Origin of the sequence: Microcoleus sp. Pol11C3 (assembly GCF_036701485.1) — a bacterium.
Classification (GTDB): Bacteria; Cyanobacteriota; Cyanobacteriia; order Cyanobacteriales; family Microcoleaceae; genus Microcoleus.
The window spans coordinates 1-26048 of the sequence record NZ_JAUBQW010000059.1 but is presented as its reverse complement, the minus strand read 5'-3'; the positions used below and the strand labels follow the sequence as shown (position 1 = coordinate 26048).

Annotated in this window: 26 protein-coding genes; 16 read left to right on the top strand and 10 right to left on the bottom strand. The window is 46.4% G+C overall.

Annotated elements, in window-relative coordinates:
* Window positions 1–68: 68 nt before the first annotated feature.
* Both QUA40_RS15075 and QUA40_RS15070 read left to right on the top strand, forming a co-directional pair.
* Window positions 69–899, top strand: coding sequence for an SWIM zinc finger family protein (locus QUA40_RS15075; RefSeq protein ID WP_333127138.1), 831 nt, complete (start codon window positions 69–71; stop codon window positions 897–899).
* Window positions 900–1146: 247 nt separating this feature from the next.
* Window positions 1147–1926 (top strand): photosystem II S4 domain protein, encoded by a 780-nt coding sequence (locus QUA40_RS15070; RefSeq protein WP_333127136.1) that lies wholly within the window; start codon window positions 1147–1149, stop codon window positions 1924–1926.
* A gap of 272 nt (window positions 1927–2198) precedes the next feature.
* On the opposite strand, the gene QUA40_RS15065 is transcribed toward QUA40_RS15070, so the two are convergent.
* Window positions 2199–2978: an SDR family oxidoreductase gene (locus QUA40_RS15065; RefSeq protein WP_333127134.1), complete on the bottom strand. Its 780-nt coding sequence runs from the start codon at window positions 2976–2978 to the stop codon at window positions 2199–2201.
* Window positions 2979–3075: 97 nt separating this feature from the next.
* On the opposite strand from QUA40_RS15065, the gene QUA40_RS15060 reads away from it, so the two are divergent.
* A complete protein-coding gene (locus tag QUA40_RS15060) occupies window positions 3076–4416 on the top strand; it encodes a hypothetical protein (RefSeq protein ID WP_333127132.1) in 1341 nt (446 codons plus the stop codon).
* Window positions 4417–4549: 133 nt separating this feature from the next.
* On the opposite strand, the gene QUA40_RS15055 is transcribed toward QUA40_RS15060, so the two are convergent.
* The 3 genes from QUA40_RS15055 to QUA40_RS15045 all read right to left on the bottom strand — a co-directional run bounded on the left by QUA40_RS15055 (window position 4550) and on the right by QUA40_RS15045 (window position 8350).
* Entirely contained in the window at window positions 4550–4786 is a 237-nt protein-coding gene (locus QUA40_RS15055) for a 2Fe-2S iron-sulfur cluster binding domain-containing protein (RefSeq protein WP_333127130.1), read from the bottom strand.
* A gap of 75 nt (window positions 4787–4861) precedes the next feature.
* Complete coding sequence (cobQ, locus tag QUA40_RS15050; RefSeq protein WP_333127128.1) at window positions 4862–6328, bottom strand: cobyric acid synthase CobQ; 1467 nt, start codon at window positions 6326–6328, stop codon at window positions 4862–4864.
* 345 nt (window positions 6329–6673) lie between these two features.
* On the bottom strand, window positions 6674–8350 hold the full coding sequence (locus tag QUA40_RS15045; protein ID WP_333127126.1) for a Ycf66 family protein: 1677 nt from the start codon (window positions 8348–8350) through the stop codon (window positions 6674–6676).
* Window positions 8351–8720: 370 nt separating this feature from the next.
* Here QUA40_RS15045 and QUA40_RS15040 point away from each other — a divergent pair, with 370 nt between their 5' ends.
* Both QUA40_RS15040 and QUA40_RS15035 read left to right on the top strand, forming a co-directional pair.
* A complete protein-coding gene (locus QUA40_RS15040; protein WP_333127124.1) occupies window positions 8721–8903 on the top strand; it encodes a hypothetical protein in 183 nt (60 codons plus the stop codon).
* Window positions 8904–9275: 372 nt separating this feature from the next.
* Window positions 9276–9713: a DUF6918 family protein gene (locus tag QUA40_RS15035; RefSeq protein ID WP_333127122.1), complete on the top strand. Its 438-nt coding sequence runs from the start codon at window positions 9276–9278 to the stop codon at window positions 9711–9713.
* A 120-nt stretch (window positions 9714–9833) separates the two neighbouring features.
* Here the strand turns inward: QUA40_RS15035 and QUA40_RS15030 are convergent, their stop codons facing one another.
* From QUA40_RS15030 to QUA40_RS15020, 3 genes are all read right to left on the bottom strand, one after another.
* Window positions 9834–11339 carry a HoxN/HupN/NixA family nickel/cobalt transporter gene (locus tag QUA40_RS15030; protein WP_333127120.1) on the bottom strand — a complete coding sequence of 502 codons (1506 nt, stop codon included), beginning with the start codon at window positions 11337–11339 and terminating at the stop codon, window positions 9834–9836.
* 96 nt (window positions 11340–11435) lie between these two features.
* Window positions 11436–12842: a hypothetical protein gene (locus QUA40_RS15025; RefSeq protein ID WP_333127119.1), complete on the bottom strand. Its 1407-nt coding sequence runs from the start codon at window positions 12840–12842 to the stop codon at window positions 11436–11438.
* 115 nt (window positions 12843–12957) lie between these two features.
* Window positions 12958–14172 carry a DUF4331 domain-containing protein gene (locus QUA40_RS15020; RefSeq protein WP_333127117.1) on the bottom strand — a complete coding sequence of 405 codons (1215 nt, stop codon included), beginning with the start codon at window positions 14170–14172 and terminating at the stop codon, window positions 12958–12960.
* Window positions 14173–14792: 620 nt separating this feature from the next.
* On the opposite strand from QUA40_RS15020, the gene QUA40_RS15015 reads away from it, so the two are divergent.
* The 4 genes from QUA40_RS15015 to QUA40_RS15000 all read left to right on the top strand — a co-directional run bounded on the left by QUA40_RS15015 (window position 14793) and on the right by QUA40_RS15000 (window position 17796).
* Window positions 14793–15359 carry a sigma-70 family RNA polymerase sigma factor gene (locus QUA40_RS15015; protein ID WP_333127115.1) on the top strand — a complete coding sequence of 189 codons (567 nt, stop codon included), beginning with the start codon at window positions 14793–14795 and terminating at the stop codon, window positions 15357–15359.
* A 146-nt stretch (window positions 15360–15505) separates the two neighbouring features.
* Complete coding sequence (locus tag QUA40_RS15010; RefSeq protein WP_333127113.1) at window positions 15506–16126, top strand: cupin domain-containing protein; 621 nt, start codon at window positions 15506–15508, stop codon at window positions 16124–16126.
* A 190-nt stretch (window positions 16127–16316) separates the two neighbouring features.
* A complete protein-coding gene (locus QUA40_RS15005) occupies window positions 16317–16790 on the top strand; it encodes a DUF732 domain-containing protein (protein ID WP_333127111.1) in 474 nt (157 codons plus the stop codon).
* Window positions 16791–16989: 199 nt separating this feature from the next.
* Window positions 16990–17796 carry a hypothetical protein gene (locus QUA40_RS15000; RefSeq protein ID WP_333127109.1) on the top strand — a complete coding sequence of 269 codons (807 nt, stop codon included), beginning with the start codon at window positions 16990–16992 and terminating at the stop codon, window positions 17794–17796.
* 256 nt (window positions 17797–18052) lie between these two features.
* On the opposite strand, the gene QUA40_RS14995 is transcribed toward QUA40_RS15000, so the two are convergent.
* Together QUA40_RS14995 and QUA40_RS14990 are read right to left on the bottom strand one after the other, a co-directional pair.
* Window positions 18053–18652: a class I SAM-dependent methyltransferase gene (locus QUA40_RS14995; protein ID WP_333127107.1), complete on the bottom strand. Its 600-nt coding sequence runs from the start codon at window positions 18650–18652 to the stop codon at window positions 18053–18055.
* A gap of 49 nt (window positions 18653–18701) precedes the next feature.
* Window positions 18702–19289, bottom strand: a complete 588-nt coding sequence (locus QUA40_RS14990; protein ID WP_333127105.1) for an acireductone dioxygenase — start codon at window positions 19287–19289, stop codon at window positions 18702–18704.
* 356 nt (window positions 19290–19645) lie between these two features.
* Between QUA40_RS14990 and der the strand changes: the two genes are divergently transcribed.
* The 7 genes from der to proC all read left to right on the top strand — a co-directional run bounded on the left by der (window position 19646) and on the right by proC (window position 25574).
* Window positions 19646–21007, top strand: coding sequence for a ribosome biogenesis GTPase Der (der, locus tag QUA40_RS14985; RefSeq protein ID WP_333127103.1), 1362 nt, complete (start codon window positions 19646–19648; stop codon window positions 21005–21007).
* Between the two features lie 128 nt (window positions 21008–21135).
* Window positions 21136–22131 (top strand): energy-coupling factor transporter transmembrane protein EcfT, encoded by a 996-nt coding sequence (locus tag QUA40_RS14980; protein WP_333127101.1) that lies wholly within the window; start codon window positions 21136–21138, stop codon window positions 22129–22131.
* 165 nt (window positions 22132–22296) lie between these two features.
* Complete coding sequence (gene acpS, locus QUA40_RS14975) at window positions 22297–22755, top strand: holo-ACP synthase (protein WP_333127099.1); 459 nt, start codon at window positions 22297–22299, stop codon at window positions 22753–22755.
* 42 nt (window positions 22756–22797) lie between these two features.
* On the top strand, window positions 22798–23067 hold the full coding sequence (pipX, locus tag QUA40_RS14970) for a transcriptional coactivator PipX (protein WP_333127096.1): 270 nt from the start codon (window positions 22798–22800) through the stop codon (window positions 23065–23067).
* A gap of 72 nt (window positions 23068–23139) precedes the next feature.
* A complete protein-coding gene (locus QUA40_RS14965) occupies window positions 23140–23805 on the top strand; it encodes a YggS family pyridoxal phosphate-dependent enzyme (protein WP_333127094.1) in 666 nt (221 codons plus the stop codon).
* A gap of 117 nt (window positions 23806–23922) precedes the next feature.
* Window positions 23923–24543, top strand: coding sequence for a cell division protein SepF (locus QUA40_RS14960; RefSeq protein WP_333127092.1), 621 nt, complete (start codon window positions 23923–23925; stop codon window positions 24541–24543).
* Between the two features lie 185 nt (window positions 24544–24728).
* A complete protein-coding gene (gene proC, locus QUA40_RS14955) occupies window positions 24729–25574 on the top strand; it encodes a pyrroline-5-carboxylate reductase (protein WP_333127090.1) in 846 nt (281 codons plus the stop codon).
* A gap of 36 nt (window positions 25575–25610) precedes the next feature.
* Here proC and QUA40_RS14950 read toward each other — a convergent pair whose 3' ends face one another.
* Window positions 25611–25988 carry a hypothetical protein gene (locus tag QUA40_RS14950; protein WP_333127089.1) on the bottom strand — a complete coding sequence of 126 codons (378 nt, stop codon included), beginning with the start codon at window positions 25986–25988 and terminating at the stop codon, window positions 25611–25613.
* Window positions 25989–26048: the final 60 nt, after the last annotated feature.

Genomic DNA, 26048 nt, shown 5'->3' with positions numbered 1-26048 from the left:
GAGAGGGGGAGAGAGGGAGAGGATTTTTGATTGTCATCGAAATATACAATTTAAATGCAGAACAGCTTATGTCACAATTTACTCGGACTTGGTGGGGCAATAAATTTATCGAGGGGCTGGAAAAATTTACCGATTCTGGGCGACTCGGACGGGGACGTTCCTATGCGCGGAATGACAAGGTAAAAAGCTTTAAAATTAATGATGGGTTAGTGATGGCAGAAGTGAGAGGCTCGGTTAATCCTTATTTTGGGGTTTATAAGGAGCCTCTGTACAAAACTAAAATTGAGTTTGAGCCGATTAGTCAGGCAAAGTGGAAAGTGGCGATCGCCCAAATGGCATCAAAAGCCAGCTTCATTTCTCGGCTGCTGCTCAACGAAATGCCCGACAATATTGAAAAGGCTTTTGCACCCCTCGGATTGCACCTTTTACCCAGCAGTCGCGAGGACTTTAAGACTACTTGCTCTTGCCCAGACTATAGCAATCCCTGCAAACATATTGCCGGAGTTTATTATTTGGTGGCGGCCGAATTGGACAAAGATCCATTTTTACTGTTTGAATTACGGGGGCTTTCTAAGGAAGTGCTGCACCGCGAATTAGCAAAAACGCCTTTAGGCTTGGCGCTGGCGGCGGAGTTGACGGCTGATGCAGCGGCCCCTGTGGCGGTGGATTCCTATTACACGCAGGCGATCGCCAGTGAGGCGCAAACGGTCAGCCTGAAAGAGTTTTGGCATGGTGCGAAGCGATTACCGCAGACGATTGAGGTGGCAGCGCCAAGTGGGGTAAGTGCGATCGTAGTCAAGAAACAGGGAGATTTTCCACCGTTTTGGCACAAGGATGGTTCGTTTATTGAGGCGATGGAAGAGCTGTATTTGCGGGTGAAGACTAAGAATAAACTGTAAAATTTGACAATGCGCGATTGCTGATTAATCTGATATCCGGTAGATTGAACGCAATCAGCCAAGTCCGCACTACAAACAATTTGCTACAACGATCGTGTTAATCAAATCAGCTTTACCAACAACAAAATTTATCATATCCTGATTTGACGATTTTAGACTATAATTAAAGTAGTGCGACTGTTAAAGAAGTAGACTTTTTAGTTACAGCAAGCTTGGGCAATTTCAAATTAGAATCTAAAATTGACTGATGTTACAAAGAGAAGAACTGTTAAAAGGCATTGAAAATCGCGAATGTGTGGCGCGGGCGATCGACCAAGTGGAACAAGCAATTAAAACTTGGGAAGTTACTCTGACTGATTTTCTGTCGCCGCCGGAATTGGCGGACACTCTGACGGTATTTAAGCGCTTAACAGACGTGGAATTAGTGGCTTGGGGCGGCTACCCGCAAGCTGAAAGACAAAGAATTGCGATCGCCCGATCGGAAATCCCGATCGACTCTGCTAGCGTTAACGTTGCTGCAGTAGAAATCGCTGGCAATTTCTTGTTCGATACAGCTTCTCACCGCGACTTTTTGGGGGCGATGTTGGGTACGGGAATTGTCCGGGAGAAAACTGGCGATATAATTGTTTTGGGAGAACGCGGCGCGCAAGCCATTGTCATGCCGGAGATGGTAGAGTATTTGGAGATGAGTTTGCAGCAAGTGCGATCGGTTCCTGTGCAAACGCGGCGCATTGAGTTGAGCGAACTAAAAATTAGAGAACCCAAAAAGAAAGAAATGACCACCGTTGAAGCATCGATGAGATTGGATGCTGTCGCCTCGGCTGGATTCGCAATGTCTCGTAGCAAAATGGCGGATTTAATTAATAGTGGCGACGTGCGAGTTAACTGGAAAGACGTTACTCAAGCTAGTTATAATGTCAAGTCTGGAGATTTAATTGCTGTTACGGGCAAGGGAAGATTGGAAATTGGGGAAGTTGCTGTTACTAAGAAGGAACGCTATCGAGTCCAGTTAACTCGATATTTGTAATTCTGGGAATTGGTATAACTCACATTTTGCACCACTGCCAATAAGTTTTCAAAGGCGGGCGGGACGCCCACACCACAATACCTAATTTTTTTAGTGGCACAGGCATCTTGCCTGTCCTCAAACGCCCACCCCACAATACCTAATTTTTTTAGTGGCACAGGCATCTTGCCTGTACTCAAACAGGTTCTTGACAATGGTGCAATATCTCAATTTCAACCGACTTTTGCTATTAGCTCGGAACTTGAGTTCCGGGCTGGCTTTCCTGCAAAAAATTAACGCCGAAACACCTTTTCTACCGACTTTACAAAAAGTTTTCGCGGCATCAATCGAGGCATATTTGCAATGATTTGATTGGGAATTCCCCCTGTGACAACATTAGACTCATTTTTGTCTAAAGCTTTCAAAGCATCTCGCACTACTTCCGCTGCGGGAACGAGTTTTTGTCCGCTGCTAGATGCCATTGATTTCGGAAATTCAGCTACTGCCAAAAAGTCCGATTCTGTCGGCCCTGGACAAAGGCACAAAACGCCAATTCCTAAATTTTTGTTCTCAGCCCAAAGCGCTTCACTGAAACTCAAAACAAACGCTTTAGTAGCTGCATACATTGACAAGTACGGCATCGGTTGAAAAGCTGCGATGGAGGCAACATTGATGATATTTCCTGATTTTCGCTGCCGCATTCCCTGCAAAAATAAGTGCGATAGTTCCACTAATGCTACAATATTTAGTTGCACCATTTTTAGTTGTTTGTCAAGCGGGCGATCGGCAAAAACACCGTAATCTCCAAAACCCGCATTATTCACCAACAAATCCACCGTCCAACCTTTTTGAACCACGGTATCAAATACAGTAGTTCCAGCGCCCGGTGCGGTCAAATCTTGAACAATAATTTCGACTAAAATATTGAATTCCTGTTGCAGTTTAGCCGCTAGGTGCTGCAATTTGTCTTCGGAACGAGCTACCAAGATTAGATTGTGCTGGCGTTTGGCTAATTCGGCGGCAAAGGCTGCACCAATTCCGCCAGAAGCACCAGTGATTAAAGCAGTCGGCATTAAATTAACTCGGATTATTTGATATAAACTTTATATATTTTAACAATTATTGTGACGGGGAACCTGTAAAGTAATTAAAAGGGTATAGGTGAGTTTTATGGCGCGTCTTACCGATCGAGCTTTTGAAATTTTGCGGGCCGAAGTTGACAAGTGCGCGGCGGCTGATAGTCTAGCGGGTGATGTCTACCGACGGATGGTAATCAAGCGGTTGGAGAAATTACGCTTGCAAAACGGCACTTTCGCCTCAAGAGAAGAAATCCGCGATACCTTCAAAGACGAATTTCCTCAATTCAGCGAACAAGCTCTCAAAGCTGCCGTTAAAGCCAACCGCCCGCCCGGATTATTCGGTAAAATCATCTTTGCTGGGAGTTTGTTGGGAAGTGCTGCGGGGATAATTTGGCTGATTAATCTACCTTTTCCGATGATTCGCTGGCCCGTCGCGAAAACAATGCCGATATTGTTGCTGCCGAGTTTTATGAGTATGGATCACAATTACCGGCAGGCGATCGCCCTTGTGGAACAATCCGATCAACTGGTGAATAAAGCCACTGCTGTCGCTGATTTTGACTTGGGCGAAATTAAAGCAAAAGAGGCTCAAAAACACCTTGACGCCTTGCCCGTGTGGTTCCTAGGCTATTACCCAAAGAGGTACTGCTCTTTTTTTAGCTGCAGTTGGCAGTTTACACTCGATGAATTTCAAGCCGCCCGCAAAAATGTCGGGCGGATGGAGGCTCAGATTTTCCAGCAAAAAAATGCTTTTACTGAGTTAGATCGAGCCGAACAAACTCTCAACGCGGCGAAACAGCAGTATCAGCAAGCAAAAACTGCCGCTGACAGGCAAAAAGCGACGGTAAATTGGCAAAGTGCGATCGACCAACTCAATCAAATTCCCGCAGAAACCCTCGCCGGAGAAACAGCTAAGAAAAAACTCCAAGCAGCAGAAAGAGACTTTCAAGCAATGGGAGGCGTCGCCACCGGTTCCGTGCGCGCCGACAACTTAATCGAAGCAGCAAAAGAATTTGCCTTAACTGCCGCCGTCGCATCCCAGAAACCGCCCCATTCAGCAGAAAGTTGGCAAAAAATAGCAGATTTGTGGCAAGCTGCCATTGAGAGACTCAGCCAAATTACATTTGATAATCCGGGCTATCTTGACGCTCAAACAAAACTAGCTGAATATCAAAATAATTTAGGCACTACAAAGATTCGACTGACAGCAGAGAGAGAGTCAGTGGAAGCTTTGAACCAGGCTAAGAGCTTGTTTGCTTCCTTGCAAAATAATGTAAATTCTCCACGTCAAAATCCCGGATACGCCCTCGGCCAATTGCAAGAAATTATCAATCAATTAGAATCGGTCAAACCCGGGACAACTGTTTATCCCGAATCCCAAAAATGGCTGCAATCTGCTCGCAAGAAACAGCAAGAATGGCAAAAGAATTAAAGGTTTAAGATTGGGAATATGGCAGTGTTAGCTGTTGACTGTTGACTGTTGACTGTTGACTGTTAACTAATCACTAATGACTAATGACTAATGCCAACAACCAACTGCCAACTGACAACTGACAACTGACCAATTACCAAGTAGCGTCAACATACAGATTAATTGTCACTTGCCTTTTCCCGGAAGGGATGCCGGAAATACAAGCACAAATCGTATCTCCGCCATCAATTTCTACTTCGCAAGCGTGACAAGAACCCATGAGACAGCCGGTAGGAATAGAAACCCCTGCACGTTTGGCTACATCTAGCAAAAGCTCTCCTGGTTCAGCTTCAACTGTCACATTATCTGGTAAAAAACAAACTTTTGTCATTGAATTTGAACCTCAACTCTAATAAACAATAATCAACAGTTAACAGTCAACAGTCAACAGTCAACAGTTAACTAATTAACCTAAAATATGCTTTATATCTAAATGCTTTTCCACTGTATCTGCTAGAGAGTCTAACAGAGTTTCTCGGTGTTCTCGGTAATTAGGAATACCTGTAGGCAACGCGCGGAGTCCCCGCTGCTGCCGCAAGTGATTTAACCAAGCTCGCCGCCAAGCTCCGTTGTCAAAGATGCCGTGCAGGTATGTGCCCCAAACGGATTGAGAAGTGTTGACCATTCCTAAACTCTCATCGTCAAATAGCGGTTGAGTCAAATCTGACTCTAGCATTTGCGTTCTTCCTTGATGAATTTCGTAACCGGAAACTGGTAAACCCGGTTGCGGATAGTTAGATGTTACGATTCGTTGGCGGGCAATTTTGTTCGGTGCGATCGCAGTTTTCAAAGGTAGCAACCCCAATCCTGGAAATTCTCCCCTTTCTCCCTCAACCCCTTCTTTATCGGTGATACTTTGTCCCAGCATCTGAAAGCCACCACAAACTCCCATGACTGTACCGCCAGCTACTAAATAATTTTGAATAGCTTTTGCCATACCTGTTTGCCGCAGCACCTGCAAATCGGAAATTGTAGTTTTAGAGCCTGGTAAAATTACGGCGTCTGGATGGCCTAACTGGTCTTTTGGGCTGACATATTTGACGGTGACGGAAGTTTCCGACTCTAAGGGGTCAAAGTCGGTAAAATTGGAAATTCGGGGCAGGCGGATGACCGAAATATTTATGTCGGTTTGAGAATTGGGAGAACGCCGATCAAGCAAATCGAGAGAATCTTCTGAGGGAAACACTTCGTCTATCCAAGGAATCACCCCAACTACCGGGATTCCCGTCCTTTCTTCTAGCCAAGTCAGGCCCGGATCTAAGATCGATTTTTGTCCTCGGAACTTATTAATAATGAATCCTTTAATTAAAGCCCGTTCGTCGGGATCGAGTAATTCCAAAGTACCGATAATGTGAGCAAAAGCACCGCCGCGATCGATATCAACTACTAGCAAAGTTCGAGCCTTTAAATATTTAGCTACCCGCATATTTGTTAAATCGCGGTGTTTGAGATTAATCTCAGCAGGGCTGCCGGCTCCCTCACACACAATCATGTCAAATTCTTGGCGGAGAAATTCTAAAGATTCCCGAATAGCTTGCCAGCCGATATCGAAATACTGCTCGTAATATTGAGATGCTCGCACATTTGCGATCGCCCGGCCTTTGACAATCAATTGAGAAGTCATGTCTCCTTGTGGCTTCAGCAAAATCGGATTCATTTCTACCCAAGGTGCGACGCCCGCAGCCCAAGCTTGCACTGCTTGAGCGTAACCAATCTCTCCGCCGGCCGCTGTGACATAGGAATTCAGTGCCATATTCTGACCTTTAAACGGAGTTACCCGCCAGCCTCGCCGAGAAAAGATTCTACACAAAGCTGCAACGAGTAATGATTTCCCTGCGTGGGATGTTGTTCCCACGACCATAATTGTTTTCATAATATTAAGGGAGAAGGAAGTTCGGCAACGCGCCGTTTAAGGGATTTAATATCTATTCCGGTTGCACCGTCCGTGATTGTTGATTGTTGAGTGTTAACTGTAGAAGGAGGCGTCTACAAACTAAATGGTTGAGTGTTAACTGTTGACTCGATTTTATTATTCCGATGCAACCGGAAAGGATCTAACGGATTTAACCGATGGATGTTGAGGACTGAAGTCACGCGTGAAGGAAGAGGGCAGAAGAAAAAAGTAAAAAGTAAAAAGTAAAAAGTAAAAAGTAAGAAGGCAGAAGGCAGAATCAAAAAAAATTCTGGTTTCTACCTTTTGCTTTCTGCCTCAAGATGACTACTTATCTTCGCCGGATACTTTCTCAGACTTGGATTCAGTGGCAGGTTTAGTAGTATCGACTAGATTCGGATCGGGGTGATTCGGGGGACTCAATTCAGTTTGTTCTGCCTCAGAAGAGAGTTCTTCACCTGTAGATTCGATCGAGATCACTGATACTGAAACCGTTTCCACCTGCACGCTCAACCCAGGTTCTCCCGGTATTTCTATCTCTACAGGCGCTGCCACTTCCACCACAGTCATTTCCAGAGATAAAGCAGGGGCTTCTGCTTCTGGTACGCTTGCTGCTGCTTCCGCTTCACCAACAGCAGCCAGCGGTGTCTGGGCTTCCAGAGATAAAGCAGGGGCTGCTGCTTCTGGTACGCCTGCTGCTGCTTCCGCTTCACCAACAGCAGCCAGCGGTGTCTGGGCTTCCAGAGATAAAGCAGGGGCTGCTGCTTCTGGTACGCCTGATGCTTCCGGTTCACCAACTGTCGCCAGCGGTGTCTGGGTTTGGGCGGACGATCGATCTTCGATCGGAGTTTCCCCTATTTTGTCAGAACTCGCGGTTTCTGTGGCCATCAACTCGGCCATTGCTTCAACATCGTTGGGAAACGGCACTCCAAGGCTTGTTTCAACAGCAGTGTTGCTACTTTCGGCTGCCACTTCCGCAGCCGCCTCGGCTAATTCTGATTCGAGAATTTGGTCGATACCCGGTGCAGGAGTTGCCGTTATTTTAGATTCAGGTGCGATCGATTCTTGAGTCGCTGAAGGTTTTGGCGTCTGGGGAGTTGCATCAGCCTTGTTTTTACCCGCACCGAGTCCTAACATACCGCCGAGACTATTTTTGATATTGCCGAACAGACTTCCGAAACCGCCGGATTTTTTAGCTGGTTTAACAGGAGTAGGAGGAGTTGGGGCCACCGCCGCTGCTGCTGCCGCCTGCGACTCTTTAACGGCTGTCCTCCATTCTGTTTCCTCGTCAAAATCATCGGCTTCTGGCTGCTGTGGAAGCTCTGGCTGAGCCTCTGCTGGCTCCACACTTGGTGCAACGGCTATTTCTGAAATTTCTAGAGGTAGAGGTAGAGGAGTGAAACTGCTGGCTAATTCTGCTGGGGTTGGTGAAGTCTCAGCAGCAGGAGTTTCGACTGAAAACACTGGTATTTCTGGAATTGCAGGTGGTTTCGAGTCGGGAATTGTCCAGTCAGGGGCGATCAAACTTTCAGCAATACTTTCAGCTATGGGGGGAATCGCTGGCTGTTCCTCTAGCTTTACCTGGCCCTTATCCAGAGTGGGTGCTGGAACCACATCAGTTTTCGGTTTGGGCGATCGAACAAACTTAGGTTTTTTCGCTGCGGGCTCTTTTTTCTTGGCAAACAAACCAGCAAACGGCACGCCTGCTGCAGCCAAATTCGCCGACAGAGGAATCGGCGTTTGCTCAGCAACGGGCGTCACCTGCCGGCGCAAAGTCAGAGTTTCCCAGGCAAACCAGCCCAGCATCGCCACGCCAGCCATTTGACCAAGCAGGAGAGCACCAGTAATTCGTCCCGCACAAGCCCATAAAATTAACGCATAAAAAAGCCCTACCCCGCTCCAGGTAAAATCACTTTTGCGGTGTACTTCTGGAAAAAAGAAGGCCGCCATGTAAATACTGAAGCTGCCTAGACCGACCGCCAACGCCAGAAAGTATGCAAGCATATTGTCGGTACCTCCGCTGTGTCAAATAACTTCTACGCGCTAATTCTACCTTTGAGAGAGACTCAACGGCTTCTTTCTCTAGGACAATTCTGGATTTGTAGGGAAGTTTGCCAACGAACCAGTGTAAGGAATTTAACACGTTCAACGGATGTTGACGGTAGAAGTGCGAGGAAAGATTTCCCACTCTCCCCCACTTCCCTACTGCCCATCACCCCCATGCCCACACCCCCTATACCCATCACCCCCTTCTCAGTGGTGATAGATATCACTTAACTATGCCCGTGCGATCGCACCAAGCGACTGAGGATGTTTATATGTTGTAGGTGTAAGAGGAATTATGCCCTAGGGCGTATGTAGTGGAGACAGTGTCATGTTAGAAAAAGTATTATTAGCTGCCGGCTTAACCTTATCGCTTCACATATTTCCCGGACTCAGCACTTCCGCGCCGTTACCGAAAAATTTGGTATTGCGATCGAGCGATCGCCCGGCTCAAACCCTGAAACTTCCCATCGTTGCACTACCTGCGGGCATCAAGCCGAATGTCCAATCCTAATGATACGTGCCAGATTATACGTGCAAGTGCGATCGGACTTAGGCAGAGTCTGTCTAATATTTTTTCGAGCTGTTCTGTTTTCTATTTGACTGTTCACAACTCATCAGTTTGTAGTAAGGGCTTTAGTCCTCATTAATATCACCTAATAAGGACTAAAGCCCTTACTACAAACCGTAGCCCAATAATTAGTAGCAGATAGAACATTAATTCCCATAACATACTAAACAAATCTCAACATTAGGTTGTCTCATAGACACATTCAAACCTTAAAAAACTGGGGAAACCTTGAGTAAATGATCAAAATAGATATATGATGTCAGATTGAGCTTAAAGCTAATAAGCACATTGACTATTAAATCAAGGAAAGTGAAAATGGGACTTAGTGATATTCTCTTGAATGAAAACAACAGAGAAACTTTTGTTGATGATTGTGTAAAGTTGATCGACAAACACGTTGCCGCAGCGCCCGGATTAGGTGGTATGGCTCTTAAAGCTGCCTACTCTACTGTCAAGGCGATACGGGTTGACTATTGCGCCCAAGTCGTCGATCAACTTCTGCCAGAAATCTCGATCGCACTCGATCCGATGTGGACTGAAGCAGTAAACAATGGCAACCCAGTCGAATATCTAGCCCAAAGAAAAGCTATAGTGGCAGACGAATTGCTCCAACTCAGCGACAAAAGAGCCGAGAAGAGCACCAGATCCGTTGTTAAAGGCGCCTATGCCAAACTCCGCCCCTCAGCTAAGACTTACGTAGAAAAGGGAGTACCGGATTTAGCCGAAATTATTAATAAATATAGTGCGGCCTGATCAGTGAGCAACGGCTAAAAAACAGAATACCCAGATACCCGGCTTCTTTCATAAAGCGGGTATCTACAATCAGACTTATTCGTAAGTTTGTAGTTAGGAGGGAGAGTCCTAATTTTATGCTTATCCATGACCAATTACCCACTGATTTGCAGCCAATATTTTCAACATCGCCTGTCCGGTAATTCCCAATCCCAAAAACATTACAAACATCGCACTAATCGCCGGCATAAATTTGACTGCTGTTATCTGTTTTGGCAGTTTATCAAAATTTCGTTTGGCATAAACTAAGATTAACCCGATCGCACTCAGCACTAAAGCCAATCCCAAACTAAACGCTACCACTAACGTCATCCCCAAACCAACATTGCCCAAAGCCGACGCACTCAACAGCATCACCAAAGCGGAAGGACAAGGCAACAAACCGCCGGAAATTCCCAACGCTAATAAGCTTTTCCAAGTAATAGCAGAACCGTCAGCACCGGGCGGCAAATGCGAGTGAATGCGGCCGTCTCCGTGATCGTGGTAGTGGTGAGATATCTCTGCTTTTACAGGCTTAAATTCTCTCTCCCAACTTCCTCTACTCAAAAGATTTACTGGTTCTTCACATTCCGCAGTAAAGACTTTACTCCTTAAAAACCAGTTTTTATTATTAAAAATTTTACTTTTGATTTTTTTCAGGACTTCGTTCCTCACTACCAAACTCGTCTTAATTTTTGATAATAATAAGTTAAGCCCGATGAAAGCTACTAATAAACCCGAGATTAAACTCAGCCAAGGATCTAGTTTTTCGGGCTCGATTAAGTTAGAAGCAAACAAAGTAATTCCGCCCACAGCAAACACGCCGGCAGTGTGAGTAATTGTAGTCGTCGCTGCTAAAAACAAAGCGTGTAGGGGAGTAGCCCGCGAACCTACTAAATAAGCGCCGACTATTGTTTTTCCGTGTCCGGGGGACATCGAGTGCACGCATCCCCAAGCAAATGCTCCCGCTACTGCTAGCAGCAAACTCCAACCTGAATCCCAGATAGATTCATTTCCTGCCAACAAAAACTCCCGGTTTTGCGTCGTAAACATAAAGCTTTTTACAGCACCGGCTTGCACAATAGTAGCTTGACAGGTAGCTGTTACCACTCCGGGCAAAAACAGATTGTAATTAATCCGCAATTTGTCGTGTTTTGATATGGGAATTGAATCAGGTAAACCGCGGGTTTTATCTTGAGAAGGTGCTGCCCAGGTGTAGTTTAAGATTAAGGTGCTGTGGGTATTCGGCTGCTGGATTAAGCTGGCGGTTTTAGCTGCTATTTCTAGCGGTTTTACTTCTACGGCGCCTTGAATGTTGCTGCTGTTGGTAATGCGGATTTGTTGGCTGAAAAACTTTTCTAGTTGTGTTTGGTGGCTGCGAACTTCAACAGGTTGTAGCTGGCTGTCTAGATTGTCGTCGGCGAAGTTTGTTAAGCCTGTTGGGAAAGTTAATGTTACTTCGGTTTGCAAATCGTTGACTACTATTTCTGCTACGGATAAGTCTGACCAGTGCGAGTAAACTGGTCGGGTTGAGGTTATTAGTAATAATGAAAGTGTTAGGAAGAATAGGATAAAAAACTTTTTATTTTGGTTTAGTTTGTATTGCATAAGTATATCCTTTTAAGAGTTTTATCGTCGGGTGGGGGCGGGTTTATTTAAATTGTCTATATCCCATAAAATTATTGTTGAACCCGCCCCTACGGCTCAAAATTCATAACTTCCCAAACCCAATGCTTGGCGAGATCGATCGTCAAAATTCGGGTCAATTTCCTTGGACTTTTGAAAATAAGCGCGAGATTCGGTATCCTTACCTAAAGTCCGGGCGATCGCACCAGCCCGGTAAAACATACCCGCATCCCGAATGCCCGATCGCACTATTTCGGCCATCACTCGATCGGCTTTTTGCCATTCCCCAGCGCTAGAAAGCGCCCAAGCGTAGATATCCAGCGTCACAGCATCCCTGCGGATTTTCACCTCCTGCTGCATTAACGCCAGCGCTTCGGCGACATCCTGCGATCGACCTTTTTCCAGCAGCAAACTCGCCAAATCGCGCCGATGTCCGAAACCCCGAGCTCCAGAAAGCTGTTCCTGTCGCAGCCCAGCTTCAGCTTTGTCGCGAAGTCTCCGGAATTCGATCGCATCTCCCTGCAAATCCTTCACCTTCGCCATACCGCGATCCACAAGGCGATCGAACATCGTTGGCACCCCTCCAGAATATGCAGAAACCTTGTTGTAATTAGCCTCTGCTTCCCGATAATCCCCCTGTCGCGTTTCCAAATCCGCCAAATAAATCAGCGCCAGCGGGTATCGCGGCACCAACCGCAGCGCCTCCAAAAACAGCGCTTTCGCCTGCACAAACTGCCCACGACGCGCGTAAAATCGACCCAAGAGCGATCGGGCCCGCGCCGAACCCCCAACATCTCCCGGTTCCTCCGCCGCCATTGCTTGCTGGTAATCCTGCAAAACCTCAGCATCTCGGCCCTGAGACTCTCTCACTAAAGCTCTCAAAGTGAGAGAACCCAAGTTAGGAATCCGGTTAACTAAGGCTTCTGCGGCTGCATTTGCCTCCGTCACTTTACCCATCGCTAAGTTAGATGTAACTGAAAGGGCGATCGCATCTTCATTCTTAAAACCCACTAGCTTAGCAAAGCGCAAAGCAGTAGTAAAATCGTGTCTGGCCTCGGCAATTCGAGCTAAAACTAACAGCGCACCTTTGTTGTCAAAAGGCAAATCGGCGATCGACCTTTGAGCGGCCTGTTCCGCCAACAAAAACCAACCGCCCTCCCCTGTTGCGCGACCCATTTTTAAATAAGATCCCGCCAGTGCCGCGCGGTTCAAACCGCTGCGGGAATCAACAGCCAATCGCTGCTGGTAAAAAGCAATCTCTTGCTGAACTGCTTCCTTTTGATTGGGATTATTTCTCAAGCTTTCCGAGAAATTATAGCGGTAATTCGCATCGAGATTTGGGGGACTCTGGTTAGAAAATTTATCTGAAATAAAACGCAAATTAGGAGAGAAATTTACTACTACCATCCCAAGTAAAGGGACTACTATCAGCAGCCACCACGACAAAATATCCGATTTTATTTCCGGTTTACTTTTAGTTTTCATACATCCGCGTTAATCAGCGTTCATCTGCAGTTAAAAAAGCATTTCTTATCTGTCATTAGCCAATAACCAATGACTAATGACTAATGACTAATGACTAATGACTAATGACTAATGACTAATTAGGCAAAGCCAAATAAGGAAAATTCGGTTCTAAAGGTTTGTGTCCCTGAGCCGGATTTCCCGGAGTTCCGTTATATGAAACGTTATCGCCAACCGGAGAACCCACCAAAGCTCCCAGAGTGATATCAATAACGTCGTCCATAAGCAAACGACCTCCGATCAAGCTTCCTTGAGCATTTGTAGCGCTAGCATAGCCACTGGTTTTTGTGGTATCGATCCGCATCACATCGGGTAAGAAAGCTCCGGCGATCGCATTTGGATCGACGTTATCCTTACCATCCAACATATCGACAGCATTCAGAGTAGCAACAGCTTCCTGCCGCACGGGAGCAGCAGCACCGCTCAAATCCAAATTCGGAGGAATAGTATTGAATGCCTCCAGGAAGTCGGGAGTAACTATCAAACCCTCATTAATTGCAGGTCTGGCTAAACGCTCGAACTGTTTGAAACCGCCAGCTCCATCCCGGATCGAAACTGTTGACCACACATCAAAAGTATTGGCCCCTGTTCCTGCTTGCAAGAACGCTTTGGGAACGCGCACGGCAATTGTATTGACGTTGTAACCTTTAGTAAAGTCGATCGCTTTACTTGGGTCTCTGAAACCTACTTTCGACCCCGTTCCCAAAGCTCCAGCGCGGACTCTGAAAAATTGTTCCACATCGAAGAAAAACGGATCTTCCCGTAAACCGGCAAATACAGTCAAGTTAGAACCGCCCACAGGTACTGTATTCACAACAGTATTAGAATTCAGCGGAGTGCTGGCAATAAGCCCGCCGTTAGCTGTAGTGTTAGCAACAGTCTCCGAGCCGCCGCGAATAACAGTTACAGCTACCGCTTGCATACCTTTATTGTTAGGCGGACTGAAGGCAAACCGCAAGGTAATATCGGAGCGTCCAGTAGGTGTAGAATTCACGTCACCTACCTGCGTGATGTGAAAATCGTAGAGGGCTTTAGTGCTGAAATAATATTGAAAGCGGGCTACAGACCGGGGATTTGAATTCATGGTAAATACTAAATCCCCGTCCGCAGCACCAGAGTTTTGGTCTTTTTCGCGATATACGTACAGGTCAGTTAAATTTACAGCGCGACCTTTGATATCTACTTCGCCGTCGTCGTGGTCAGAAGCGACAATTATCCCTGGAGTTAATAGAGCTATTAGAGCTACTTCAATAGCTAGTATGGTTCGGCGAATTTTTTTTGTGAGCTTCACTCTTAGCACCTTTATTTCAATGATATTTTTGCACAAATCAATGGTAAACAACCCGCCTTCGCGGGTTTTACTTTTGTAGCAACAGCTTAAAATCTGTCAACCTGTCGGGCTTTTGCGGTGTTGCTGAGCCTTCTCCTATTGGTAGTATACGAAGGTTTGGCAATTTTGGATCTGTGCTGCCCGATTAATTTATGTAAAAAAGTGCGTTATTGAGGATTTATTCGTTCCCGGACTATTCTTGGGAATGCCTGCTCGGAGACTGATCCTCCCTCGCACCCTGGAGCCAGAGCTTCGCTTATATGAATTTCCCGGCTCTTCTTGGGAGCGATCGAACAGAGCTTAGGAACGAGTGCTTGGCGCGGTTTTGACTGTTGAGGCTCAGGGATTTCTTCGTTCTGAATAAAGCGAATTGCTAAGTCTCAAGAAAATCACTAATTAGGTGGTAAAATTCCAGATAACTTGGGATTTTTACAATTCAAAGCACGACAAAATTAGCCCGAGAAGGCATTCTCTAGCTGGTAGCCCCAACTTCAAACTTACAATTATGTTCTGTAGGGATATACGCCGAATTTTTAATTTTGGATCTGTGCAGTCAAAACAAAAATTTTCGGTACACTGAAATGACAGGCCAGAAGTCAGGCGATGAATCGCTGCTTTTAGTGCAGATTGCCCGGAAAGACCAAACGGCATTAGCTAAACTTTACGATCGCTACGGTCGCCCAAGTTACGCTCTCGCTTACAAAATCCTGGGTTCGGTAGAAGAAGCTGAAGAAGTGGTAATCGATGTTTTTTCCCAAATTTGGCAAAAAGCAGCAACTTACGATCCTTCTCGCAGTCGAGCAGATACCTGGTTGTTCATGCTTACCCGCAGTCGTTCCCTCGATCGGCTCCGAGCGATGCAGCGAACAGTCCGGGCTGCTGAAGCTTGTCTGGAAGATGCGAAGGTACCCATCTCTAGCGTTGCAGAACCGATGGAAGATGCAATGTTTAAAGAACGCAGCGAACAAGTCAAAGCAGCCTTAGAAAAGCTGCCAAAGGAACAGCAACAGGCGATCGAACTGGCTTACTACCAAGGGCTGACTTGCGCGGCGATCTCAACTAAAACGGGTATCCCGACAGGTACAATCAAAACCAGAATTCGGTTGGGTATTTCCAAATTGCGTCAAGCTTTGAGCGAACAATTTTAGATAGTCAAACAACAAAATTTAAGTTGTTTAACATCAATCTAAAATTATGGAATCTCCAATCATCCATCTTGAGTGCGAGGGCAGCAGACCAATCTCAAATTTAAAATCAACCTAGGCTGAATTACTTAATTAATGGCGAAAAACAGATGAAAATGATGCCAGACGAGGAGTCTATCATCCTTGCAGCCCTTCAAGCTCTCGATACGCTCGACGAGTCAGAACGAGGCGCATTTGCAGAGAGATTGAAAGAGTTCGCAGAACTTAAAAGTGAATTAGCGGCTTTTGAATCAACAATTGCCGCGATCACCTACACAGTCCCCCCAGTTCCCGTCGCCCCCGACCTGAAAAACCGCCTGTTCCAGCGCATAGCCGAACTGCCGCCAACCCCGGCAGAATCAGTCAATTTAAAGCCAATTGCTACCTCTCCAACAGATAACAATATTCCATCTTTAATAGTGCGATCGAATGATGTCAAATGGAAATCTTATGAAGTCCCGGGAGTCTCGTTTGGCAAGCTTTATATTGACCAAAAAAAGCGCGAAATTACCTGCTTGATGCGACTAGAACCTGGAGTAACATTTCCCATGCACCGACACGCTGCCTCGGAGGAAGTGCTTGTATTAGAAGGAGACTTAATTGTAGAAGGGGAAATTTGCCATCAAGGCGACTACATTCGATCGGTTCCCGGTTCCACACATTCGCCCCTCACACAAGGGGGATGTTTGCTGTTAATGAAAACTTCCCTAGACAACGAAATGTTCGTCTGATATTATTTTTGTTGAATTGCCTACAGCTTGGAGGGCGGGTTTATGTAAATTTTTAGTTAGAATTATAGATTGTTGATGAAACCCTCCCCTACAATTATTTCGGTTAATTTACCGGACACGCTCTGACTCACTAACACTGCTTTTATCTGCATTCTGCGGTTAAAAATCCTAACTATATCACGTAATTCCAATGCTAAAATACTCGCGTCTAACTGCTATTTTGTCCGCCCTTATTATACAATTTGTCCCCAGCGACCCAAGCGCGATCGCCCAAGAACGCGAAGGATGTTTTCTGGTCAATTCAGCGGGAGAAGTAATTAACTTAAATTTGTTGTGTTCGCCTCAAGAATCCGACATTAAGCTGACAGGAAACGATGGGAAATTTCTCGAAGACTACAAACGCTTAGCAAAAAGCTACTCTCCAGAAGCAACGAACACTTTACTGCAAGCAATCCAAAGAGCCCCCGGTCAAAAAATTGCTACAGCTAAAAGAATGTGTGCGGAAGCAAAATCGGGAGTTTCTCTGCCGGAGTTTAAATTAAGAGCGATCGGGCAAGCTGTCAGTATCGAAAATCCAACTGCCAAAGAAAGTTTTCTCGCCGATGCCGATATTATTACCACTCTTGCCGCCAACCATTATTGCCCGGAATTAGCCAGTAAGTAATATCATGAAATCTGTAGAGACACGGTAAGGCAGGATCTCTGTTTTGATTTTACAGGAGTGCAAGGGGGACGTTCGCACTCCTAAAAAACCCTGTTTACAAAGCTGAGATTCTCCCGCAGTAATGCGGCGTCTTTACTTGTAGTTAAAATATGAATTGTCATTTTGTCGGGCAACAATCCATGAAATTACCAGACATGAGATGAAACATTTAAAATCAAGTTCCACCGACTTGCGGGATTTATTCAAAGATAGCATTACAGTTAAATACCTCGCGGAACCGCTGAAAGCTGTCCCCGCTTGCGAAGATGCAGCCAAATTGCGATCGTGGATGGAGGCCCGCGATTTTGACGTGCTCGGTATCGAAGAAAACGGGACGGTTTGCGGCTATGTAGAACGATCGCACTTAATGACAGGTAAGTGCAGCGACTACCAGCAAATTTTCCACCCCTCACAGTTAATCGCCGCCTCGACTCCTTTGATGGAATTGCTGCCCCTGCTGCGAGAAAAACCGAGATTATTTGTATTGGAAAGCAACAGGATCAACGGGATTGTTACCTGCGGCGATTTGCAAAAAGCACCGGTGCGGATGCTGCTGTTTGGATTGGTGACGCTTCTGGAAATGAATTTATTGCGAATCGTGCGGATTTACTTTCCCCAAGATTCTTGGCAGAAATTCCTTAAGGGCGATCGCATCTTAGCGGCAAAACACCTTTGGGAATTGGGGCGATCGCGAAATGAAGCAATTGACTTAATCGATTACCTGCAATTCTGCGACAAGCGAGATTTAATCCTGACTTCTGCTGAAATAGTCGATCGGCTGGGGCTCAAATCCAAACGCTACGGGGAGCGTTTTTTAAAGTCAGCAGAAGCATTGAGAAACAAATTAGCTCACGCTCAAGATTTAATTAACGGTTCTTCTTGGCCGGAAGTAATTTTTTTAGCTCAGGAAATAGAAGCGCTTTTGCAGCGTTGCGAAGAAATTGAAATGACCGCACCCGCTGAATGAGAAAGCATTTAAAAAATCAGAAAGGTTCGAGACTAAGGAATGAAAAATCAATAACTTGCACAATTAAACCCCAGAAGCCTTGATCCAAGGTAAACTATTTTTCTATTAATCACCTTATTTATTTTTCATTCCTTAGTAATTAGGAAGCTAATTTAACCGTAAATTCCGAAAAATTCAGTAAAAACGATCTGCAACTTTTCCCGAACTCTGACTTCAAGAGAGTGCCGACTTCTTTAAGCAGTCGGCACTATATATATTAATCTCTCTTACGAGCAACAATGTGAAAAATATGCCAGTGTTTTTCCTTGCCTAGCGCCGTTACTCCAGGATGTTCTTCTTCGTCAAACCACTCAATCTCAAAGGACTTTAGCAGCACTTGAATTTGTTCGCGAGTATGATGAGTGCGATCGGGATAAACAGTCCATGAGTCGCGATCGCCAAACAATTGACCGCAGAAATATCCTCCTGGATTTAGCGATGTCACGATCGTTTCCCAAAGATGGGGGAAATCGGCGGGCTGACAAAAAGGAAGGCAAAAACTGGCATTGATTAGATCGATCGATTGAGGCAAAGTTAAGGTTTCAAAACGCATCAATTGAGTTTGCAGGAGATCGCGTTGAATCGGACGATCCAGCAGACGATCGAAGGCATTTTGTTCCCTGTCAATCGCTAAAACCCGCCAGCCTCGACGCAGGAGTTCGACCGTATCTCGTCCATCGCCACAGCCTAAATCTACAGCGAATCGAGGACAATCGAGCAACGGTTCCGTGTCAAAAATTGACAAGGCTTTCAGCAAAGTTTCATGCGGCGGGCGACCTTCCACCGCTTGATAGTAAGTTACCCAATTCTGTTCCATCTTCTTCTTCTTCTTCCTCCTCTACAAATTTCCCCTCTTCTTCTGACTCTTAATTTTTAATTTTTAACTGCCGATTAGTATACTGAGGAACCCACCCTTGAGCAGTTGTGTAATACTGCAAGGCTTTCAAGTACAGCGACGGAGTGAGATAAAACCAATGTTCGGTATTAGCTGGCACTTTAATGTATTCTTCAGCTTGCAGCATTAACTGTACCTGAGAGCCGTTAGAATACACAAACCCAAAAACGCATTCCCCAGCTAAAATGTGAAGAACTTCTGCATCGGTGTGGGTATGAGTGCGATGGCTTTGAGTCATGAGCGCATAAATCTGCTGCGAACCTGGATGCAGGACTTTTAAGTCGCACCACTGATATCCGCTAGCGCGCTTAAACTGTTCAAACTCGCTATTAAATGCTGCGAGAATCTGCTGTTTTTCTGTAACAGTGAGAATGTCTTGAACGAGCAGTTCTTGAAACGCCGGATTTTCGTTTGTGGGCAGGGAATCGATCTCAATATTTAAAACTGCCAGTTGACTCGCGATCGCCCCAATATCCGTATATGTTCTACCGTCTTCTAGTTGCAGAACAGCCATATTACCACCTAATGTGTTGAGCTTTGAGGGAAATTTAGTTTCCATTTTTAAGCTGCTGTTTTAAGCTTTGGTCAAAAACTAAACTCCTGCTTATTTTCAATAATAGCCGATTGCAAAAATCCTATATCTACCTTCATAATCATCAAAGAATTGCCACACATGAGATGATTTGTTGAGTTATTTAAGTTTTATTTCTAATTCTCAGAGTCGGGCTGGGAGTGCAGAGCCATAGGGTGTGCGTATTTTTTATGGTTCAATGTTTAAACGGGCGATGGGTAGAACACCCCCTACAGCATGAAAAGACAGAAACACAGCCTCAATCTATAAAATTCCCGTCAGATTAGCTTACAATACAAGACTAAACCTCAAAATTACGGCGCAGCCTAATTGCTGCTACTTTTATGTCTCTACCTATAGTTGCTATTATTGGACGCCCCAATGTAGGCAAATCGACGCTCGTCAACCGTTTAGCCAACACCCAAGACGCGATCGTCCACGACGAACCAGGAATCACACGCGATCGCACTTACAGACCAGCATACTGGGGCGATAGGGAATATCAAGTCGTAGACACCGGCGGGCTAGTATTCGACGACGAGACAGAATTTCTGCCTTTAATTCGCGAACAAGCAATGGCGGCCCTCGCAGAAGCCAGCGCAGCCATTTTCGTAGTAGACGGACAAACCGGGCTCACCGGGGGTGACGAATCGATCGCATCTTGGCTGCGCCTGCAAAAAGTCCCCGTCATTCTCGCCGTCAACAAATGCGAATCGGAAAATACAGGACTCACCCAAGCAGCAGATTTTTGGCAATTGGGGCTCGGAGAACCTTTCCCAGTTTCCGGCATTCACGGCAACGGCACCGGCGAATTGCTTGACAAATTAATTACTTACCTTCCCACGGAAGTATTACCCGAAGTTGAGGAAATTAAAGTAGCAATTATCGGTCGTCCCAACGTCGGCAAGTCGAGTTTGTTAAACGCATTTCTCGGAGAAAACCGCGCTATAGTCAGCCCGATTTCCGGGACAACCCGCGACGCGATCGACACCTTAGTAGAACGCAACGGTCAAACCTACCGCCTGATTGACACAGCCGGAATTCGCAAAAAGAAAAACGTCGAATACGGCGCAGAATTTTTCGGGATCAACCGCGCTTTCAAAGCCATCCGCCGGGCCGACGTAATACTGCTAGTAATTGACGCAATTGACGGCGTTACCGACCAAGACCAAAAATTAGCCGATCGCATCAGCCAAGAAGGTCGAGCCTGCATCATAGTCGTCAACAAATGGGATGCCATAGAAAAGGACAACGACACCATCTACGAGTACGAAAAAGAAGTAAGAACCCGACTTTATTTCCTCGACTGGGCCGAAATGATTTTTGTTAGCGCCATGAGTGGACAGCGAGTTGAAAAAATCATTGAATTAGTAGACAAAGCCTCCGACGAACACAAGCGCCGCGTCACTACCGCTGTCATTAACGAAGTCATAGAAGAAGCCACAAGCTGGCATTCAGCCCCAGTTACCCGCCAAGGAAAACAAGGCAAAATCTATTACGGTACTCAAGTGCGATCGCAGCCACCGACAATTGCGCTATTTGTCAACGATCCCAAACGCTTCACCGAAAATTACCGCCGCTATATGGAAAGCCAATTTCGCAAACACCTCGGCTTTACCGGTACACCAATGCGGCTGCTTTGGAGAGGCAAAAAAGTTCGGGCTACAGAAATCAGCACAACAAACAGAGCACTGCGCGTGAAGTAATTCTAGACTTTAGATTAAAGAAAAAACGCAGTTTAATAATCAAAGCAAATTGCGTTTCTTTCTTTTGTCTTCCTTCGCGTCTTCGCGGTTCAATAAATTTATATTATTAAAAATCTAAAATCGACAAAATGGATTTATTGCGATCGCTCCCTATTGGACTTTACCTAGAACAACCCGTAACCTGGCTGCACCGGTTAGACTCCCGTGTCAAACTAGCCTGGTTGATGACATTTCTGATCGCGCCAATACTCGCCAATCCCATCTGGCGGTTGATGCTAGTAGCAATGTTAATCGTACTGACACTAACTGCAGCAATTCCCTTGCGCGTGTGGAAACAGCAAATGGGACTGCTGCTGCTATTCTGTCTATTAGTATTTGGCCTCAGCGCGATCGCCCCCGACGGACTCCCCTCAGAACACCAGCCCCGCATCCCCGCCGACGAATTAACCTTTTCCCAACAGCCCGCAACTCTTCCACCCCGTCAAGAGCCCAAACCCTGGTACAAACGTTTTAACCTAGGCTCAAACTCCCCAATCCCCAATCCCAAAGCCCAAAGCCCAAATCAACTCCCCCAACCCACAAACTACCGTTACGTTGTATTCAAACAAGGCCCGATTAAAATAACCCGCAAATCCCTAGATTTAGGTCTCAACGTCAGCACCCTATTTTTCACAGTAATTTACAGCACCAACCTCTACCTCCTCACCACAGCCAGCGAAGAAATCACCGCTGCTATTGAAAATTTAATGCAGCCCCTGCGTCGCTTGCACTGGCCTGTGACCGAAATAGCGCTAACACTAACGCTATCTTTGCGGTTCCTTCCCCTAGTATTGGAAGAAATACAAAATTTAGTGCGATCGGTCAGAACCAGAGCGATAAACTGGAAAAAACTCGGATTTCGCCGCGCCGCTCAAGTGTGGTTGATGATAGCCGAGCGGCTGTTAGAAAACTTGCTCCTGCGAGCCGAACAAATAGCCAGCGCCATGAAAGTTCGCGGCTTCACCAGTCCCGATCGACACCGTGTAGAATGGCACCAGTTGCAATTGAAAATCCGAGACTGGATCGCCCTCGGCTGCTTGATCGTCCTCTGGAGCGCCCGCTTGGTTTGGGGTTGGGACAGTTGAGAGTTGAGAGTTGAGATTTTAGGTTTTAGATTGAATAATATTGAAGAATTGGGAATGACTGATTCTAGCGGGGTTTGGAGCGCGGGCTTGCATTGGAGTAAGTTTTGTTTGGTGTGCGACAGTCCTGCTAAAGTAATGGAGACAAATATTTAGAGAACCAAGACCTTGAACATCTATCTTGGGACAGATATCGTATATGTTCCGCGCATACAAGCCGCATTAGACCGGTTTGGCGATCGCTTCCTGGAAAAAGTTTACACGCCCGCCGAACAAAGGGATTGCGGACAACTAAATTCTCAACACAGCAGCATTAAAGGTAAAATGAATCGAGTTTCCTGCAACCAGCTAGCGGGGCGGTGGGCAGCAAAGGAAGCTGTTGTCAAAGCTCTAGGCACGGGATGGCGGGGAATACGGTATGCAGATGTGGAGATTCGGCGCTCCGAAAACGGTGCTCCCAACGTGCAACTGCACGGAACCGCAGCAGCACAAGCCTCTGTTTGGGGAAATTGCCAGTGGCAATTGAGCCTCAGCCACGACGGAGACTATTGCACCGCTACGGCGATCGCCCTTTGTACCCCGCTCTCAAACCATGCTGTCGGGCGATCGAGCGAAACTAAAATCTAAAATCTAAATCTTTAATCTAAAATCGATCGATTGTGAGTGTGAATGACTACCGAAACCTACCTGAATCATCCAAACTTTGGGCTCCTCTTCAGGGTATCCCAGGTTGAAGACAGCCAAGAATTATTTACCACCCTATACGCGCAACGCCTATTTTTTTTGGTGACAAACGGCCCTGGCGGCCTGAGATTTGAACCCATCAGCCGCTCCGATGCTCGCCTCATGGTCGAAATTCGCCTGCGAACCCTGCGTCGCAGCGGTCAATATCAGGAGTACGAACAATTGCAGATTATTCACCAGCGCACATTTCAATAACGAAAATTAGTAATTTGGTAATGGGTAACTCTCTTAATTTTCCTTCCCTCCAGTTCCCAGCGTTGAGCAACCATGACCATTGCCTCTCGAATTCACAGCATTCGCCAACACTTGCCCGAATCAGTGCGGTTAATTGCCGTTACCAAACAGGTACCGACTGATGTTATCCGCGAAGCATACGACGCCGGTATCCGGGATTTTGGCGAGAGTAAGGTTCAAGAGACTGCCGAAAAACAAAGCCAACTGCAAGATTTACCGGATATCAACTGGCACTTGATCGGCCACTTGCAAGCCAACAAAGCCGCCAAGGCCCTAGAGCATTTCCAGTGGATTCACTCTCTCGACAATTTAAAACTCACTCAGCGACTTTCGCGCTTGGCGGGGGAAATGTCCTGCTCTCCCCAAGTCTGCCTGCAAGTCAAAATGTTGCCTGACCCGGACAAATACGGCTGGAGCGTTCCAGAACTGCTTGCCGACCTTCCAGAACTCAACAAATGTCAGCATATCAAAATTCAAGGTTTGATGACAATTCCGCCGCTGGGATTAGATGACTCGCAAATCCTAGAATTATTTAACAGCACCCGCGAACTTGCACAGAAAATCCAGCAGCAAAATTTGCCCTGCATTCAAATGCAGCAGCTCTCGATGGGGATGTCGGGAGATTATCATTTGGCAATTCAAGCAGGTGCTACTATGGTACGGCTAGGACAAACCTTATTTGGCTCTAGGAGGGGATAAATAATTGAAATCTTCTGATAAAGACAATTTAGGTTAAATATAGAGTAGTCAGCCACCCGCGACTAACGCGCAACGCGAGTATAGTCGGGGCAGCAAAGTCGTGAAGGAGCGTGAATCATGAATATTTTTTCTAAACTGCGAGATTTTGTAGGCATCAATAATGAGCCTGAGTACGACGATGTGTACGACGAAACGGAAGGGGAGCGGTATCAGAACTTCTACCAAGCGCCTGAACCCAACGCCGCTGCCGTCGCAGCAGCAGCAGAAGAAGAACGTCGTCAAAATCGTAGAATGCGAGAGCGGTCAGTAGTAGGATCGACAGGTATGGATGTCGTTGCACCAACCGGGGGAGTAGGGTCAGTAATGAATAACGTGATTGGAATGCCTGGAGCTATGAACGGGATTTCGGAAGTAGTAGTAATGGAGCCGCGCACTTTTGAAGAGATGCCGGCAGCAATTCGAGCCCTTAAGGAACGCAAGTCTGTGGTTTTGAACCTGACGGTGATGGACCCAGACCAAGCGCAAAGAGCTGTGGACTTTGTGGCGGGCGGTACTTATGCCCTTGACGGTCATCAAGAGCGAATTGGCGAAAGTATTTTCTTGTTTACGCCTAGCTGCGTGCAGGTGAGAACTCAGTCTGGTGTGGTTCACGAAGTGCCTCCTGCTCAAGGACGGCCCCGCCCTGCTGCTCCTGCACCTACAGTCTGGCCGGCAGAACAAGCTCCAATGGCTCAGTAGTTAGTTGGCAGTTGACAGTGGTCAGTAGTCAGTAGTTAGTAGTCAGTAGTCAATAGTTAACAACTAATAACTGTGGAATAAACACTGCAGATTAATAACATTAGCTAACAACTAAGTAACCAATGACAACTGACAACTGACAACTGACAACTGATAACTCAAAAGTGACAAGTGACTAATGACTAATGACTAACATAAAATTTGGTACGATCGGCGGCGGGGTAATGGGAGAAGCTCTCTTATCCCGCTTAATTGCACAAAAAGTTTATTTGCCTTCTGAAATATTGGTGAGCGAGCCACAACTTCAACGTCGCCAATTTTTGACGGAAACCTACGGGATTGGAACAACAGCCAGCAATCTAGAAGTTGCTGCCGCTACAGAAGTGCTGTTTTTGGCGATTAAACCGCAAGTTTTTGATACGGTAGCTTTGGAATTGGCCGTGGCGGCCGATCGCAAACAGGGAAATAATGGAGAAACGGCTAATTCCCAGCCAGAAGCGCTGGTAGTGTCGATTTTGGCAGGAGTGCCACTCAGCAAGCTCGAACCAGCTTTTCCCGGGCGGGGAGTGCTGCGTGTGATGCCGAATACTCCGGCAACGGTGGGGGCGGGAATGAGCGCGATCGCCCCGGGGAAACTTGTTCAACCGGCTGATTTAGAATTGGTAAAGCGCATCTTTCAGGCCGTGGGAGAAGTGGTAGAAGTACCTGAGAGTATGCTGGATGCGGTGACGGGACTTTCGGGTTCCGGGCCTGGTTATGTAGCAATTTTGATAGAGGCCTTGACAGATGGCGGAGTTTGTGCGGGTTTACCACGGGCGATCGCCTCTCAATTAGCTTTGCAAACAGTATTTGGTACGGCGAAGCTATTGCAAGAAACGGGAATGCACCCAGCAGAATTGAAAGATCGAGTGACGAGTCCCGGCGGCACGACGATCGCGGGAATTGCTAAATTAGAGAGTAGCGGCTTTCGATCTGCCCTAATCGAAGCAGTGAAAGCAGCTTATTTGCGTTCTCAAGAATTGGGAAAATAAGTCAGGAATAACGCACAGAAACAATCAGAAACGAGTTCAATCGCACTTTAAACCTGCCGCTGCCGCTGTCGGATATTTGACGGGAACAAAAGCGAGGCCGAACTGCTCTTTTGGACACTCTACAATATGTACTAAATCGCTGGGAGGATTTTTGCGATCGCCATTGTTCGGCCAGTTAAACTGAATGGTTCCGGTTGCTCCGCCAGCGCTAAAATCAGGAGATGAAAGCGTTTTCTGCATTCCTTCGCGACTGGGTTTTAGCTGCATTTCCAATGCTTTTATGAGTGCGCGCGCTGCATCGTAAGCTGAAGCTATACGAGTATTTCCCTCTTCTCCCCACAGCAATCGAGCCTGTTGGGGAAATGCTTGGTTGGGGCTGTTTAAGGGATGCCAGCCAACCTTAGCGGGTGACAAGGCACCTCTAGTCTAAACAGGACAAAGGTTTGAGAGAATGGTAAGGTAAAAAAATAAGGA

What these genes read in the sequence shown, in the direction of transcription:
- QUA40_RS15075 (WP_333127138.1), top strand. Translation starts at nt 69, where the DNA reads ATGTCACAATTTACTCGGACTTGGTGGGGCAATAAATTTATCGAGGGG.
- QUA40_RS15070 (WP_333127136.1), top strand. Translation starts at nt 1,147, where the DNA reads ATGTTACAAAGAGAAGAACTGTTAAAAGGCATTGAAAATCGCGAATGT.
- QUA40_RS15065 (WP_333127134.1), bottom strand. Translation starts at nt 2,978, where the DNA reads ATGCCGACTGCTTTAATCACTGGTGCTTCTGGCGGAATTGGTGCAGCC.
- QUA40_RS15060 (WP_333127132.1), top strand. Translation starts at nt 3,076, where the DNA reads ATGGCGCGTCTTACCGATCGAGCTTTTGAAATTTTGCGGGCCGAAGTT.
- QUA40_RS15055 (WP_333127130.1), bottom strand. Translation starts at nt 4,786, where the DNA reads ATGACAAAAGTTTGTTTTTTACCAGATAATGTGACAGTTGAAGCTGAA.
- cobQ (WP_333127128.1), bottom strand. Translation starts at nt 6,328, where the DNA reads ATGAAAACAATTATGGTCGTGGGAACAACATCCCACGCAGGGAAATCA.
- QUA40_RS15045 (WP_333127126.1), bottom strand. Translation starts at nt 8,350, where the DNA reads ATGCTTGCATACTTTCTGGCGTTGGCGGTCGGTCTAGGCAGCTTCAGT.
- QUA40_RS15040 (WP_333127124.1), top strand. Translation starts at nt 8,721, where the DNA reads ATGTTAGAAAAAGTATTATTAGCTGCCGGCTTAACCTTATCGCTTCAC.
- QUA40_RS15035 (WP_333127122.1), top strand. Translation starts at nt 9,276, where the DNA reads ATGGGACTTAGTGATATTCTCTTGAATGAAAACAACAGAGAAACTTTT.
- QUA40_RS15030 (WP_333127120.1), bottom strand. Translation starts at nt 11,339, where the DNA reads ATGCAATACAAACTAAACCAAAATAAAAAGTTTTTTATCCTATTCTTC.
- QUA40_RS15025 (WP_333127119.1), bottom strand. Translation starts at nt 12,842, where the DNA reads ATGAAAACTAAAAGTAAACCGGAAATAAAATCGGATATTTTGTCGTGG.
- QUA40_RS15015 (WP_333127115.1), top strand. Translation starts at nt 14,793, where the DNA reads ATGACAGGCCAGAAGTCAGGCGATGAATCGCTGCTTTTAGTGCAGATT.
- QUA40_RS15010 (WP_333127113.1), top strand. Translation starts at nt 15,506, where the DNA reads ATGAAAATGATGCCAGACGAGGAGTCTATCATCCTTGCAGCCCTTCAA.
- QUA40_RS15005 (WP_333127111.1), top strand. Translation starts at nt 16,317, where the DNA reads ATGCTAAAATACTCGCGTCTAACTGCTATTTTGTCCGCCCTTATTATA.
- QUA40_RS15000 (WP_333127109.1), top strand. Translation starts at nt 16,990, where the DNA reads ATGAAACATTTAAAATCAAGTTCCACCGACTTGCGGGATTTATTCAAA.
- QUA40_RS14995 (WP_333127107.1), bottom strand. Translation starts at nt 18,652, where the DNA reads ATGGAACAGAATTGGGTAACTTACTATCAAGCGGTGGAAGGTCGCCCG.
- QUA40_RS14990 (WP_333127105.1), bottom strand. Translation starts at nt 19,289, where the DNA reads ATGGAAACTAAATTTCCCTCAAAGCTCAACACATTAGGTGGTAATATG.
- der (WP_333127103.1), top strand. Translation starts at nt 19,646, where the DNA reads ATGTCTCTACCTATAGTTGCTATTATTGGACGCCCCAATGTAGGCAAA.
- QUA40_RS14980 (WP_333127101.1), top strand. Translation starts at nt 21,136, where the DNA reads ATGGATTTATTGCGATCGCTCCCTATTGGACTTTACCTAGAACAACCC.
- pipX (WP_333127096.1), top strand. Translation starts at nt 22,798, where the DNA reads ATGACTACCGAAACCTACCTGAATCATCCAAACTTTGGGCTCCTCTTC.
- QUA40_RS14965 (WP_333127094.1), top strand. Translation starts at nt 23,140, where the DNA reads ATGACCATTGCCTCTCGAATTCACAGCATTCGCCAACACTTGCCCGAA.
- QUA40_RS14960 (WP_333127092.1), top strand. Translation starts at nt 23,923, where the DNA reads ATGAATATTTTTTCTAAACTGCGAGATTTTGTAGGCATCAATAATGAG.
- proC (WP_333127090.1), top strand. Translation starts at nt 24,729, where the DNA reads ATGACTAACATAAAATTTGGTACGATCGGCGGCGGGGTAATGGGAGAA.